At 37.5% G+C, this 15,032-nt stretch carries 14 protein-coding genes; 5 read left to right on the plus strand and 9 right to left on the minus strand.

The genetic code is table 11. The annotated features are described in order from the left end of the window. The first annotated feature begins 6 nt into the window (after nt 1-6). From KF896_10280 to KF896_10290, 3 genes are read left to right on the plus strand one after another with little or no spacing between them, the layout of a single operon-like run. Nucleotides 7-777 carry a succinate dehydrogenase cytochrome b subunit gene (locus KF896_10280; protein ID MBX3044090.1) on the plus strand — a complete coding sequence of 257 codons (771 nt, stop codon included), beginning with the start codon at nt 7-9 and terminating at the stop codon, nt 775-777. Then, nucleotides 774-2,690 carry a fumarate reductase/succinate dehydrogenase flavoprotein subunit gene (locus tag KF896_10285; GenBank protein ID MBX3044091.1) on the plus strand — a complete coding sequence of 639 codons (1,917 nt, stop codon included), beginning with the start codon at nt 774-776 and terminating at the stop codon, nt 2,688-2,690. The genes KF896_10280 and KF896_10285 overlap by 4 nt, the downstream gene beginning before the upstream one ends. Continuing rightward, nucleotides 2,690-3,439: a succinate dehydrogenase/fumarate reductase iron-sulfur subunit gene (locus tag KF896_10290; GenBank protein ID MBX3044092.1), complete on the plus strand. Its 750-nt coding sequence runs from the start codon at nt 2,690-2,692 to the stop codon at nt 3,437-3,439. Before KF896_10285 ends, KF896_10290 begins: the two co-directional genes overlap by 1 nt. Before the next feature lie 64 nt (nt 3,440-3,503). On the opposite strand, the gene KF896_10295 is transcribed toward KF896_10290, so the two are convergent. Continuing rightward, on the minus strand, nt 3,504-4,709 hold the full coding sequence (locus KF896_10295) for an IPT/TIG domain-containing protein (protein MBX3044093.1): 1,206 nt from the start codon (nt 4,707-4,709) through the stop codon (nt 3,504-3,506). A gap of 394 nt (nt 4,710-5,103) precedes the next feature. Beyond that, complete coding sequence (gene ppdK, locus KF896_10300) at nt 5,104-7,974, minus strand: pyruvate, phosphate dikinase (GenBank protein ID MBX3044094.1); 2,871 nt, start codon at nt 7,972-7,974, stop codon at nt 5,104-5,106. Between the two features lie 233 nt (nt 7,975-8,207). Between ppdK and KF896_10305 the strand changes: the two genes are divergently transcribed. Then, nucleotides 8,208-8,654 carry a (2Fe-2S)-binding protein gene (locus KF896_10305; protein ID MBX3044095.1) on the plus strand — a complete coding sequence of 149 codons (447 nt, stop codon included), beginning with the start codon at nt 8,208-8,210 and terminating at the stop codon, nt 8,652-8,654. A gap of 4 nt (nt 8,655-8,658) precedes the next feature. Next, nucleotides 8,659-10,728, plus strand: a complete 2,070-nt coding sequence (locus tag KF896_10310) for a xanthine dehydrogenase family protein molybdopterin-binding subunit (GenBank protein MBX3044096.1) — start codon at nt 8,659-8,661, stop codon at nt 10,726-10,728. Nucleotides 10,729-10,920: 192 nt separating this feature from the next. Here the strand turns inward: KF896_10310 and KF896_10315 are convergent, their stop codons facing one another. From KF896_10315 to KF896_10345, 7 genes are all read right to left on the minus strand, one after another. Beyond that, nucleotides 10,921-11,481, minus strand: coding sequence for a DUF4256 domain-containing protein (locus tag KF896_10315; protein ID MBX3044097.1), 561 nt, complete (start codon nt 11,479-11,481; stop codon nt 10,921-10,923). A 15-nt stretch (nt 11,482-11,496) separates the two neighbouring features. Continuing rightward, on the minus strand, nt 11,497-11,958 hold the full coding sequence (locus KF896_10320) for an SRPBCC family protein (protein ID MBX3044098.1): 462 nt from the start codon (nt 11,956-11,958) through the stop codon (nt 11,497-11,499). A 1-nt stretch (nt 11,959) separates the two neighbouring features. Continuing rightward, nucleotides 11,960-12,787, minus strand: coding sequence for a hypothetical protein (locus KF896_10325; GenBank protein ID MBX3044099.1), 828 nt, complete (start codon nt 12,785-12,787; stop codon nt 11,960-11,962). Nucleotides 12,788-12,792: 5 nt separating this feature from the next. After that, complete coding sequence (locus tag KF896_10330) at nt 12,793-13,362, minus strand: YceI family protein (protein MBX3044100.1); 570 nt, start codon at nt 13,360-13,362, stop codon at nt 12,793-12,795. Nucleotides 13,363-13,414: 52 nt separating this feature from the next. Next, entirely contained in the window at nt 13,415-13,828 is a 414-nt protein-coding gene (locus KF896_10335; GenBank protein ID MBX3044101.1) for a hypothetical protein, read from the minus strand. A 113-nt stretch (nt 13,829-13,941) separates the two neighbouring features. Continuing rightward, a complete protein-coding gene (locus KF896_10340) occupies nt 13,942-14,412 on the minus strand; it encodes a flavin reductase family protein (protein MBX3044102.1) in 471 nt (156 codons plus the stop codon). A gap of 13 nt (nt 14,413-14,425) precedes the next feature. Then, nucleotides 14,426-14,887 (minus strand): hypothetical protein, encoded by a 462-nt coding sequence (locus KF896_10345; GenBank protein MBX3044103.1) that lies wholly within the window; start codon nt 14,885-14,887, stop codon nt 14,426-14,428. Nucleotides 14,888-15,032 lie beyond the last annotated feature (145 nt).

A 15,032-nucleotide genomic window follows, 5' to 3' on the forward strand; every position in this document is an offset into this window, starting at 1 on the left:
AGTGTTATGAGTAAATTTAACCCGTTTAACTCAACAATCTTCAATAAAATAGTGATGGCAGCAACCGGCGCGATTCTCGTGCTGTTTCTGATTGGTCACTGTGTCGGCAATTTGCAGATATTCCTTGGGCAGGATGTATTCAATACTTACGCCCATTTTCTGCAATCAACCGGCGAACTTTTGTGGATTGTTCGGCTTGTATTACTTGCAAGCATATTGCTGCATGTAGTAACTTCATTAAAATTGAAGTCTCTCAACAACTCGGCAAAACCCGAGGGCTACCGCGTAAAGAGCTATGTAAAATCAACTCTTTATTCCCGCTCTATGATTTACAGCGGAATCGTAATTTTCCTTCTTGCTGTTTATCATTTGCTTCATTTCACTGCTCAGGTAACTAATCCTGAGTATGCGGAGTTTGAACAATCTTATGGTCCTAAACTTAAAACTGAAGCCCTCATTGAAATGAATGGCGAAATTGTTCCTGTAAGTGCAGGCGATGGTATTTTCCAGCGCCATGATGCTTACAAAATGGTAATCGCCGGTTTCAACAAGTGGTATATTTCAGTAGTTTATATTTTATTTGTATTCTTTGTTGGATTGCATCTGGCTCATGCAGTTCAGAGTATGTTCCAGACTCTTGGCTGGAATGGTCCCCGACTCTCACCGATTCTCACAACTTTGAGCAAAGTAATCGGCTGGGGATTATTTTTAGGATTCAGCTCCGTTCCTGTAGCTGTATGGATTTTTGGATTAGGTAAAGGAGTATTAGGCGTATGAAATTAGAATCAAAAGCCCCAACGGGACCAATTGAAAAGTCATGGGACAAGCACAGATTTGACATGAAACTTATTAATCCTGCAAACAAACGTAAATTTAAGGTATTGGTTGTGGGTACAGGACTTGCCGGAGCATCTGCCGCTGCTACTATGGCTGAACTCGGCTATAATGTGGAAGCATTCACTTATCATGACAGCGCCCGCAGAGCTCACAGTATTGCTGCTCAGGGCGGTATAAATGCTGCTAAAAATTATCAGAATGATGGCGACAGTATCTGGCGTTTATTCTATGATACTGTAAAAGGTGGCGACTTCAGAGCAAGAGAGGCAAATGTTTATCGTTTGGCACAAGTCAGTACAAATATTATTGACCAATGTGTTGCTCAGGGCGTACCTTTTGCACGTGAATACGGTGGAACACTTGCTAACCGTTCATTTGGCGGGGCGCAGGTATCAAGAACTTTTTATGCAAGAGGGCAGACAGGTCAGCAGTTATTGCTGGGAGCTTATTCAGCACTTATGAGAATGGTCGGACAGAATAAAGTCAAAATGCACGTTCGCAAAGAAATGCTTGATGTTGTTTTAGTAAATGGTCAGGCGCGTGGTATCATCACACGTGATTTGACAACCGGAAAAGTTGAATCTCACGTTGGCGATGCAGTCGTTCTTGCTACAGGCGGTTACGGTAACGTGTTTTTCCTATCTACAAATGCTCAGGCTTGTAATGTTACATCTACTTACCGTGCTTATAAAAAAGGTGCAGCTTTTGCTAATCCTTGTTATACACAGATTCACCCGACTTGTATTCCTGTAAGCGGTGATTATCAGTCAAAATTGACACTTATGAGTGAATCTCTTCGTAATGACGGCAGAATTTGGGTTCCAAAAGCTGTTGGTGATAAGCGACGCCCTGAAGACATTCCCGAAAATGAAAGAGATTATTACTTAGAAAGAAAATACCCAAGCTTCGGGAATTTATCTCCGCGCGATATTTCTTCACGTGCTGCTAAGCAGGTTTGTGATGAAGGTCGCGGTGTTGGAGCTTCCGGTTATGGCGTTTATCTTGATTTTGCTGATGCAATCCAGCGTCTTGGTAAGAGCGCAATTGAAGAGCGTTATGGTAATTTATTTGAAATGTATGAACGCATTACCGGTGATAATCCATATCAGACACCTATGCGTATTTATCCCGCTTCTCACTATACAATGGGTGGCTTATGGGTGGATTACAATTTGATGAGTACAATTCCGGGATTGCACGTAATTGGTGAGGCGAACTTCTCTGACCATGGTGCAAACCGCCTCGGCGCAAGTGCATTGATGCAGGGATTGGCTGATGGATATTTCGTAATTCCTTATACAATCGGGCATTATTTTGCATCTAACAATATTGACAAATCTGTTGATATTTCACATCCCGAATTTAAGAAAGCAGAAGAGGATGCACATTCAAGAATTAACAAACTTCTTTCAATCAAAGGAAAACGTACACCTACATCTTTCCATCGTGAAATGGGTAAACTTGTTTGGGATAAAGCAGGTATGGCTCGTAATGAACAGGGTCTGAAAGAAGCACTTGAAAAATTGCCGGGTATAAGAGAAGAATTCTGGCAGAATGTTAATGTTGTTGGTGAGAATGAAGATTACAATATCGCACTTGAAAAAGCTCTCAGAGTTGCGGACTTCCTTGAATTTTCAGAATTGCTTGTTTGGGATGCTTTAGAGCGTGACGAATCATCAGGTGCTCACTTCCGCGAAGAACATCAGACTGAGGACGGCGAAGCAAAACGTAATGACGAGGACTTTGCTCACGTTGCTGCTTGGGAATTCAAAGGGGTTGATACCAAACCTGTCAGACATATCGAACCGCTTGTATTTGAAAATGTTAAGTTAACAGTCAGGAGTTATAAATAATGAAATTGACATTAAATGTTTGGAGACAAAAAAATAAAGATGCGAAAGGCGACTTTGTTAAGTATGATGTAAACGACGTTAACGAACACATGTCCTTTCTCGAGATGCTCGACGTACTGAATGAAGACCTTATTACAAAAGGTCAGGACCCCGTAGCTTTTGACCACGACTGCCGCGAAGGTATCTGTGGTTGCTGCTCGCTTACTATCAACGGAAGACCACACGGCGAGGAGCAGGCAACAACTACCTGCCAGCTCCACATGAGAAAGTTCAATGACGGACAGACTATTTACATAGAGCCGTTCAGAGCAAAAGCTTTTCCGGTTGTGAAAGACCTTGTAGTTGACCGTTCCGCACTTGACCGCATTCAAGCCGCAGGTGGATATGTAGGAGTTGGTACCGGACACGCACCCGATGCCAATGCTCTACCTGTACCAAAGGAAAAAGCTGATTTATCTATGGATGCCGCCCAGTGTATCGGTTGTGGTGCCTGTGTTGCCGCTTGTCCTAATGGTGCTGCAATGCTCTTTACTGGTGCAAAAGTAAGCCAGTATGCCCTTCTTCCGCAGGGACAGGCAGAACGTAAGAAACGTGCTTTAGCTATGGTAGAGCAAATGGATAAAGAAGGTTTTGGCGCCTGCACAAATCACTATGAGTGCGAAGCGGCATGCCCCAAGAGTATATCTGTTAACTTCATAGCTATGCTCAATCGTGAGTATATGAGTGCCTCTATTTTTGGCAAGAAGTAATTTGTGATTTTATAAAAATTCCGGCTGTCGCTGTTTGTGTGGCAGCCGGTATTTTTTTAAATTATCAATAATTTCTGAGGTATAGTCTTATTGCTGACGAATCTGATGCTGGAAAATAATTGATATTTCTCCCAATAACCGGGTCTTTTTTGGGAATAGTATATTCTGTTATCCTGTCATTCCCTTTTTGACTGCTCCACCATTCATATCGGTAATTAATCAAAGGATAATAATCATTTATTTTTGTACCATATAATTCAATAGCTAATTCTATTTTGTTATTTTCATAATAATAAACGCTATATGGTATATCATGTAATTCAAGCTCAATCGAACGACTAAAATATGGAGGTCCGACTCCATAGCTTCCTTCATATTTGTACGAATATAGTTTCTTTATAAACCTGTATTTACTATCAAATGCTAAATTAAGCTTAACTTGGCCACTACCAATATAAATTGAATAGGAATTATCAATTATTCCGTTTGGGAAGTTACTAAAATGAATGTAATGGCTAAACTCATAAGGTCGTTCCGTGTCTTTGTCCCGATTTAATAAAACCGGAACTTTATGAATAGTTCTGTAAAAGTTGATAAATGTAAGTATATCAAAATCAATAATAGGATGTACAATCCTCAATTTTTTCAGGAGTTCGATTTTCTGACCTTTATAAATGACAAATACCGGATAATTACCCGTAATAAATACAGATGTCAGAACTTCAAGTTGTCCATTGTTCAAAGTAACAATTTCGCATTTTGAACTCCCGATAAGTACAGAATCAATGATATGCTTCTCAAAATTTACTCCGTGTAAGTATATTGTATTTAATGGTTTATCAATGTCCAAGTACAAAGTATCAGGTTTGAAATAAATACTCTTTTCGTTAGGTGGCACATCATCGCCGTATAGTACATAAATCTTCTTTTCTAAAGTAATTAATCCACTTGGGAAATAAAAATCTATATCGTGAAAGCCAGCTCTGATAGCCATTATCGACAAGAAAAGTAAAGTATCACTTGTTTGAAATTCAAACTTTGTATTGTCAATTAATATGGAATCAGGCGTGTGCTTTTGAAAATTAATTCCGTAGAATGTTATTAAGTGATTTGAATTTAGATCACTTAGTATGAGGGTATCGGGATTGAAACGGATATTATCTGATGTTGGTTCTAAATCGGGGTTCTTAACTACCTTCACTGGTGAATCGTCACAACCTATTGCTGTGATTAGCAAAAACAATATAAAAAATTGATATAATCTTTTCATGATATACCACCACATTTATTTACAATATTCAAAAATATGTAATTTTTGATTAATTTCAAAATGTTTTAATTAAAAAGTAAATATAAATACAAAAAGCAAATTCACAAAAAAATTGAAGTACCTGTATTTGATTTTGGTCTTTGTTTATATTAAAATTCCGCCTGTCGCTATTTTGGTGCAGCCGGAATTTTTTTTTATCAAATTTAAGTAGCACTCAAAATCAAAAATTATTTTAAATTTTCTAATAATATTTCCGATTAATGTATGTTCCTCTGATTAATATTGTAACTAAAATTATTATTTATTATAAAAAAGCCACTCCAAAATCATCTTCAGAGCGGCTTATTTCATTTTTCATCAGAATAATTAAATTCCGATTGCTAAATCATTCACGTTACTTTTTCTTCTTTTTGTCAGTCTTTTTATCCGATTTTTTCTTACCAGATTTCTTTTCTGCTTTAGCTTTTTTCTCTGCCTTTTTAGCGTCCTTCTTCGAAGGTTTTCCGCTTACTTGCATATCCCTTATAGCTGCACGTGCTGCTGCAAGGCGGGCAATAGGCACTCTGAAAGGTGAGCAAGATACATAATTAAGTCCGAGTGAATGGCAGAATTCCACAGAAGCAGGGTCGCCACCATGCTCACCACAGATACCGAGTTTGATACCCGGACGAGTATCCTGACCCTCTCTTACAGCGTGATGCATAAGAAATCCTACACCTGTTCTGTCTATTGAAACAAAGGGGTCAACATTGTAGATTTCTCTTGATACATACTCAGGCAGGAATTTACCTGCATCATCGCGGCTCAAGCCAAGAGTAGTCTGGGTTAAGTCGTTTGTACCGAATGAGAAGAATTCAGCTACTTCAGCAATTTCACCGGCAGTGATAGCACCGCGCGGAATTTCAATCATTGTACCTACCAAATAATCAAATTTGCAATTGTTTTCCTGCATTACAGCTTCAGCAGTCTTACGAACGATTTGTTCCTGGTGGCGTAATTCTTTCACATGTCCTACAAGAGGAATCATCACTTCAGGAAGAACAGATTTACCTTCTTTTAATACATTTACAGTTGCTTCGAAAATTGCACGTGCCTGCATTTCTGTAATTTCAGGGAAAATCAAACCAAGACGACATCCGCGGAAACCAAGCATAGGATTAAATTCGTGCAATGCTTCAACTCTTTCTTTAACAGCTTTAGCAGTAACACCAAGCTCTTTTGCAACTTCTTTCTGACCGGCATCATCGTGTGGCAAAAATTCGTGAAGTGGAGGGTCAATTGTACGAATTGTAACAGGTTTGCCGTCCATTGCAAGGAAAATACCTTCAAAATCTTCTCTCTGAAGTGGAAGAAGTTTCGAAAGAGCAAGTCTGCGTGCTTCAACATTTTCAGCAAGAATCATTTCACGCATCGGCTGGATTTTACCATCACCGAAGAACATGTGTTCAGTACGGCAAAGACCAATACCTTCTGCACCAAATGAAATTGCATTTGAACTTTGGTCCGGTTGGTCAGCATTAGTACGGACTTTCAAAGTACGGAACTGGTCAGCCCAATCCATAATTTGTTTATAAATCTGATAAGTAGGAGCATCTTTCGGGTCAAGAGTACCGGAAATTAACACTTCAATTACTTCACTTGGTTTAGTCGGAATGTTACCATTGATTACTTCACCTGTTGAGCCGTCAATAGAGATATAATCGCCTTCTTTAACAACTACATCTTTGCCTTCAACTTTGAACTGGCGCGTTTTGTAGTCAATCTGTAAAGCACCGCAACCGGCTACACAAACTTTACCCATCTGGCGTGCTACAAGTGCAGCGTGTGAAGTCATACCGCCACGAGCTGTGAGGATACCTTCAGATGCATTCATACCAGCTATATCTTCAGGTGAAGTTTCGATACGAACCAAAATTACGTCATCACCTTTTGCTTTCCATGCCACAGCATCTTCAGCATTGAATACAACTTTACCGCTTGCAGCACCGGGACCTGCATTAAGCCCTTTTGTGAGTAAAGCACCATTTTTGAGAGCTTCGCCTTTTGCATTGAGGTCAAAAATTGGTCTCAATAGTTGATTTAATTGGTCAGGTTCGATTCTCATTAATGCTTCCTGTGGTTTAATCAAACCTTCATTAACCATATCAACAGCGATTTTCATTGCAGCAAATGCAGTACGCTTACCTACGCGGCATTGAAGCATGTAGAGTTTTTTGTCCTGAATTGTAAATTCGACATCAAGCATATCACGATAGTGCTGCTCTAAGATTTCACGAATTTCCATCAAGCCGTTATATGATTTTTCATCAATATCTTTAAGTTCAATAATCGGATAAGGAGTGCGTGTACCGGCTACAACGTCCTCACCCTGAGCATTCATCAAAAATTCGCCGTAGAAATAATTTTCGCCACTTGCAGCATCACGGGTAAAGGCAACACCCGTACCTGAAGTTTCACCCATATTTCCGAATACCATCGCCTGAATGTTTACTGCTGTACCCCATTCTTCCGGGATATTATTAAGTTTGCGATAAACAATAGCACGTTCATTCATCCATGAGTTAAATACTGCACCAACTGAACCCCAGAGCTGTTCCCATGGGTCTTCAGGGAAATCCTGTCCGGTGATTTTTTTAATAGCAGCTTTATATTCAGCAACTAATTCTTTCAAATCTTCAGCAGTGAAATCAACATCAAGCGTAATTCCGCGTGCGTGTTTCTTTGCTTCCAAAATTTCTTCAAATGGGTCAATATCGTCTTTTGTTTCTGGTTTTAAGCCCATTACAACATCGCCATACATAGCAACAAATCTGCGGTATGAGTCGTAAGCAAATCTTTCGTTGCCGGATTTTGCAATTAATCCCTGAACTGCAGCTTCATTCAAGCCGAGATTAAGAATTGTGTCCATCATTCCGGGCATAGAAGCGCGGGCGCCGGAGCGAACTGAAAGTAAGAGTGGGTTTGTACTGCTGCCAAATTCAGCGCCCATTTCTTTTTCAACTTTCTTGATTGCTTTTTTAACTTGCTCTTCGAGAGATTTTGGATAGTTTTTACCATTTTTGTAGTAGTGAGTGCAGACTTCTGTGGTGATTGTAAAGCCCGGAGGTACGGGAAGTTTCATATTAATCATTTCTGCGAGGTTAGCACCTTTACCGCCAAGAAGTGATTTCATTTCTGCAGTGCCATCAGCTTTCTTTCCACCAAAATAATATACATATTTTGTCTTGTCCACTGATTTTTTAGCAACTTTTTTGTCTTTGCTCATTTTTATTAAATCCTTAAAATATATAACAAATATTAGTTTTATTCAAATATAGATTACAAAAATAATCATTTTTTTGTCAATATAATAATGTATTTTAAAATTAACTGGATATTAAAAATAACTATGCTAAAATAAACAATCTTTTATCATTGCAAAATAAAATTTTAAGTATTTCATTTACGTTACTATGATTTGTGCGAAATCATGTTAATATCAAATTACAAGGATATTTAATGAAATTATTAATTAATGGTAAAAATACTGAAATCAAATCGAATACCGAAACACCACTTCTATGGGTACTTAGAGATGAGTTGGGATTGACAGGTGCAAAGTATGGATGTGGAATTGGTGTCTGTGGCACTTGTACAGTGCTGATAGAGGGTAAAGCTGAGCGATCCTGCATCTCACCGGTTTCAGAACTTGCAAATAAACAGGTAACTACTATTGAAGGATTATCCGATGAAGGCACACATAATGTGCAAAAGGCTTGGATGGAGATTGGGGTTACACAGTGCGGATATTGTCAACCCGGGCAAATTTTATCAGCAGTAGATTTACTTAGCAAAAATCCTAAACCAAGTGATGATGATATTGATGATGCAATGTCAGGTAATATCTGTCGTTGCGGCACATACAATAAAATCAGAAGTGCAATTCATTTAGCCGCGGAGAAATAACAAAATGAACAATACAAATATTGGAAGACGTAGATTTACAATCGGTGCCGTTGCCGGTATAGGTGCCGTTGCTGTGGGTATTTCCTCACCGATTGAATTGATTTCTCAGATTGGCTCTTATGATAAGAATAAAGGTGCTTTTTCACTCGAACCGAATATTTGGCTGGAAATACGAAGAGATAATACGATAATTATTACAATTCCACGTTCAGAATTAGGTCAGGGTGTCAGGACATCACTATCAATGATTACTGCTGAGGAATTAGATGCCGACTGGAACCTGATAAAAGCAATAAATGCTCAGGGTGATAAAAAATACGGCAGTCAAGGAACAGGTGGGTCAACGAGTATCAGGGTCTTTTGGGATACTCTTAGAATGGCAGGAGCTCAAGCACGTATAATGCTGGTTTCAGCAGCTGCATCAATTTGGGGAATACCCTCTTCGTCCTGCCGTACAGAGAACAGCTATGTTTATGAAATCGGGGGTAGCAGAAAATCAAGCTATGGTGAATTAATTGATAAAGCCGGCGAAATGCCAATTCCTGATGCTGCCGGAATCAAGCTCAAACAACCTGATGAATTTAAAATTATAGGAAAAACAAAATGGCATATTGACAATCCTGAAATCGTTACCGGTAAGGCTATTTATAGTTCTGATTTTAGAACAGATGGAATGAAATATGCCGTAGTAAAACGCTCTCCGGATATAGGGGGAACTCTCATTAAATTCAATGATGATAAGGCTAAAATCGTATCAGGATATTTGCAGTCTTTTCCAATTAATGAAGGACTTGCAGTCGTTGCAGAGAACAGCTATGCTGCTATACAAGCCGCAGATAAAATTGAAGTTGAGTGGAAGCCCGGACCAATAAGTAATATCAGCAGTAAGGATATTAGTAAAAAAATGATGGAACTGATGGGAAGTTTGCCGGAACTACCCAATTCAACCGACAAAGAAATTGAGTCAATATATGAAGTGCCTTTGCTTGCACACGCTACAATGGAACCAATGAATTCATTTGCTAATTTTAAAGACGGCAAATGTGAAATCTGGACTATGACTCAAAATCCACAAACAGCTCGCTCCACAGTGGCAAAAGCATTGGACATTTCTGAAGATGATGTAACTGTAAATGTTTTGCTTTCGGGTGGCGGTTTTGGCAGAGGTCATAGAAATGATTTTGTAGGAATGGCTGCTCAAATTTCACAAAAAGCAGGTTTCCCGATAAAATTCTTCTACACAAAAGAAGATGACATTAAAAATGACTATTACCGTCCTTTCAGCATTCATAAAATCAAGTCCGGTGTTGATGCAAATGGTAATATTACAGGCTGGATTCATAAAGTTGCTTCTCAGGGAACTGTAAAAGCTACTGACCCTCAATATGATATTATTAATATCCAAAATCTTCATGATTCTCATGATTTTTCAATTCCGACAGGTCCTTGGCGCTCTGTGAATAATACGCAGGCAAATTTTGCAAATGAATCTATGATTGATGAATTGTCACTCCTTGCAGGTGCTGACCCCTTGGAATTCAGATTGAAAATGACGAAAGAGCCAAGACTTAAGAAAGTAATTGAGTATGTCGCTGATAAATCAGATTGGAAGAAGCCACTACCAAAGAATTGGGGGCGCGGTGTATCAAGTTTTGTGGGATACGGAGGATTTTCTGCTCACGTGGTTGAAGTTTCTGTAACAAATAGTGGGGTATTGAAAGTAGAAAGAGTTGTTGCAGCTTTGGATTGTGGAATTGCAATTAATCCGGGCAATATCGAAGCACAATTTATGGGTTCAGCTATTGATGCTCTTGCCGTTGCTTTAAAATCAGAGATTACTATTAAAAACGGACAAATAGAACAATCGGGATTTCATGATTATGAGTGGATTAGTATGCGTGAATCAACGAAAATTGAAGTTTATATTATGCCGAGCAATGAATCACCGGGCGGAATTGGTGAGTTGGGTTTCCCTTCAGTTGCTCCGGCACTTTGCAATGCAATTTACGATGCTTGTGGAATCAGAGTCAGAAAATTACCTTTGAAGCATACAACTCTGGAACATAATTTGTAATTATTTGATTTGTTTATATACTCAGAAGCACTATTCTGAGTATATAAACTATTAATATTGGGCACATTCATCAGACTTCATCGCAAACTTTATCATTTTTTAATCTGCCTCATTTTCTACTAAGTATTTTTATCAAGGTAAGATTCTCAAAGAATTTTAATGTATTTTGATTCAGTTGTGATGCATGAAATATTATTTATCAATTAATTTTAGCTTTCCACGGAAACCACGAGCTGAGTAGTAGGAGTCAGCCCCGTTATGATAAATAAAGACTCTGCCAAAGCGATAATCTCCAAACAAAGCACCACCAAGTTTGCGTGTTTCAGCGGGAGTTTTAACCCAACTTGATGTCTTTGTATCAAATTGGGAAAATTGCTGCAATTCGAAATACTCAGCTTCTGTAAGTATCTCAATACCCAAATCTTCAGCCATTGCAACTACACTTCCTGATGGTTTGTTCTGTTTTCTTGCTTCAAGTGCCTGCAAATCATAGCAAAGACTTCTGCGACCTGCCGGACTTTCTTTTGAACTGTCGCAAAATACTATTTCTGAACTAATTCGGAATATGTCAGGTTCGCCTCCGGATAATTCCATTTGTTCGACTGACCATAATTTGTATGGATTGCTTTCAAGTATTGACTGAATTTCACTCCATTCAATATCATTGTTGCGTAAGATGTTCTTTTCAAAACGCTCTTTGAGAATTTTCAGTAATTCAATTTGCCTTTCAGGGCTGACAGATTTATTGCTCATTTTATTTATTTAATTTTACTTTGTTGGAAAACGCTGCTCAAGCACTTTCCATCTGTAGTTGAAAATTTGTTTTAATCTTGGTTTCACAAGAAACGGCTCGACTAATTTTCCTAAAAATCCAAATGGTAATTTGTAATATACTATGTCCTCCATTTCGACGCCACCATCAACCGGCTTGATAAAATGACTGTGATGCCAGAATGAGTAAGGTCCAAAACGCTGCTCATCCACAAAATTATACGGCTCGTTCACGTGTGTGATTTCAGTTACCCACGATACTGGTATTCCGAGCATAGGTCTGACTTTGTAAGTAATAATCATACCTGCATACATCTTGGGTGGTAGTTCAGATGTTACTTCAAAACCCATATCGGGTGGTGTAATATCTTTAAGATTTTTTGGATTAGATAAGAATTCCCACGCTTCTTGGACGCTGATAGGAATAAACTGCTTTTTGTAAAGTCTGAATATACTCATTTTATAACACTCTCGTAATGACAAAACCGATATGAACATCTCCTTTGTCAAATGCACTTGTGGCACCGCTAAGGAATTGACTCATATTGGTATAGACGTTATTAGAAATGAAAACTTTGAAAAAATGTCCGGCTGTTTCGACTTCTGCACCTATTGAATAAGTGTCATAATATTGCCTCCAGCCATTGAGTGTGGGGTTTGCCTCTGCAATTACACTCCATCTTTCATTGAAAAAATACTGCCCGTAAGCTCCTAAAGTCCAGCTAAACTGACATTCAGAACATTCAATATTTGAATTATATAAAAATGAAGGAACTATACCGAAGCCGAACTTTCCGGTTTTAGAATTTAGGATTAAATTTCCATAATATTGCAGCAATCTTGACTTATCTTCTGGTTCATTTCTGACTTTTGAATTATATGCTGCACCACCATTTATTGCGACTGCGATTGGTAGTCCGAACTGTTTTGTTTCAAGAAGATTGTATTTTAATTGCAGGTCAATATTGCCATTGTGATTACTTCTGCCTATTGATGCAAATAAATCATCGGTTATGCCATAACCAAGTGCAAGCCGCATAAAAATGCCACCATCAAATCCGAAAAGCTCGCTGAATCCTTCCGATACTGGAACTAAGAATTTATGCGAAATATGGAAATAAATATTTCCGGCTTGCATTGTTTCCGTAGTGGGCAAACTTAATGCTTCGACTGAGCGGAATATGCTGATATTTTCTTCGAGCGGTTCGGTTCTTTGCCACTTTGATTGTGAAAATACCGAAGAATTTGATGTAATGATAAAGATTAGAATTAAATAGAATTTTTTCATATCGCTTACTCTGCTAATTTAACTGAAAAATCGAGTTGAAGTTGAATGTCCTCACTTATACGAACAAACATAAATTTTGGTACTTTGATTTTGTAATCCGTTAGCTTTACAACAAAGTCGGATTTGATTTTGAAACCATCTTTTAGTTTGTAAATTTTGCCATTTATAGTAATATCTTTTGTTACTCCGTGCAGGAAAAGTTTTCCTTTCGCGGTAACATCATATTCAGTTTCAGAAATCATCTTAGAATTTGTGATATTACCTTTAAAATGTGATAAAGGATATTTTTCAGTATGGAGATAATCCTCTCTCATGTGGCGATTTCTCAATCCGATACCTGTTTCAAATGTGCCAACCTGAGTTTCAAAATAAAGTTCAGAACCTTTTAGCTTATCAATGCTCTCAGAAATGAAATAGCCGTCAATTTTGTCAGTTTTTCCATCGAAATTTTCGACCGGAGTTTCTGAAATAAATCTGACTAAATTTTTCTGACTTTTATCAATATGATATTCGGCTGAAGAGCTGGACGAGTATGCTAAAATTAGCACTGTAATAATAAATAATGCCTTTTTCATTTTCATTTTTCCTAATAATTAATTAAACATATTATGGGCATAAGTAATTAAATTAATTATTCAATGCTCCGGCATCAATCCAAGCTCTGACAGAATCAATTACAGATTGTGGAAGTCTGCCGGTTGGAGGCATTACCGATGAGCTGCTATTGGAATTAATTCTGTCAAACAGGTAGCTTTCATCAGCAGAGCCGGGCTTAACATACATAAGTCCAAATATTTCCTTATTTACGATATTATCATAACTTTTCCCCGCTGATAAATCAAGTCCGGCTGAAGGAAGATTTCCGGCATGACATCCAGAATAGGCGCAGCTTTTGTTGAAAACTTCAGTTTGAATTGCACTGAATGTAGCCGGCATATTTGACTTACTGTCATCAGGGCATTCAGATACAATTCCATCTGCACATGAATTTATTAAGAAAAGTGAAAATAATATATAAAACACAAAAGAAAATTTTATCATAAAAAACCTTACTGCGAATTGAATAATAAATTAATAACACCTAATTATTGATTTTGTTACTTGATGCCCGTAATATTATTGACGCTAAAGGTTTCTGAACATTACAAAATATTTTAATATATATGGTGTATTGTCAAATAATCCTTACGGTCAGATTTTGTAAAGTGCAATACATCAAATAAATAAATAGTGTGGTCTCCTGCATTCATTTTATCAATTGCTTTTAAGTATGCATAAGCTATTGCTCCACTCAATACTGGCAGACCTTTCCAGTCAATCAGAAGTTTTCTGTCTATAAGAAATTTACTTTTATCATAATCCCATCCACTTTTCTTACCTAATGTTCTAACAAGATTAATTTGATTCTCGCAAAGTAGCTGTAGAACTGAATTTGGATTTTCATCTAAATTATTTAACGTTTTAGTATTATGATAAACAGCAACTGAATATCTTTTAGGCACAATACTTACTTTGTTGACAAAAGTGCAAATGTTCATGTTAACTGATGTAGGATGAGATATTGGCTTTGAGTAAGTCGCCAGACTGAAAACGGGAAGACTGGGAATATTCCAGAATTGTCTCATAGAAAAGAGAAAATCAGGATTGATTAATATTATTAATAGTATGAATTTTTATTTTTTGAGAATTCTCAATCTTAGTCGGTTCGTGTTGAAAGCCACAACATTTTGCGATTGCTTGCTTTAGTCGTTCTTTTTCATCTTCAGTAAGTTTATTGATGTAAGCAATATCTTTGTGATGTTGGAGAGCTTCGCAGCTTGAGCATTGTGGCAATTTTCCGGGCTTGGTGCCAATATTATTTTCGGATAGCTGAATAGATATAGAATTGAAACCAAATTTAATGCCTGAATATACTAAATAAAAAAATGCAAGCATACCAACAGATTCAAGGAATGTGATGCTATACAAATCGAAAGCGTAAACTAAATAGTCGTTCCAAAACCAGGTAAGCAGCATTCCACTCAGCTTCAATATTCCGGCAAAGAAAAGAATATAAAGTAAAGACTTTGAAACATTATTTTTTATAAGATTTAAAAACATTATATTTTGAATAAAAACAATTTTCGCAAAATAATTATAACCTATTGTATTAACGATATTTGAGTATTATTATTTTTGATATCTACACTAAATTTTAATAAAAACTAATGAATAAAATTTCTTTAATAAAATACACAAAAATTTA

It is taken from the genome of Ignavibacteriota bacterium, assembly GCA_019637995.1.
GTDB lineage: Bacteria > Bacteroidota > Ignavibacteria > Kapaibacteriales > UBA2268 > JANJTB01.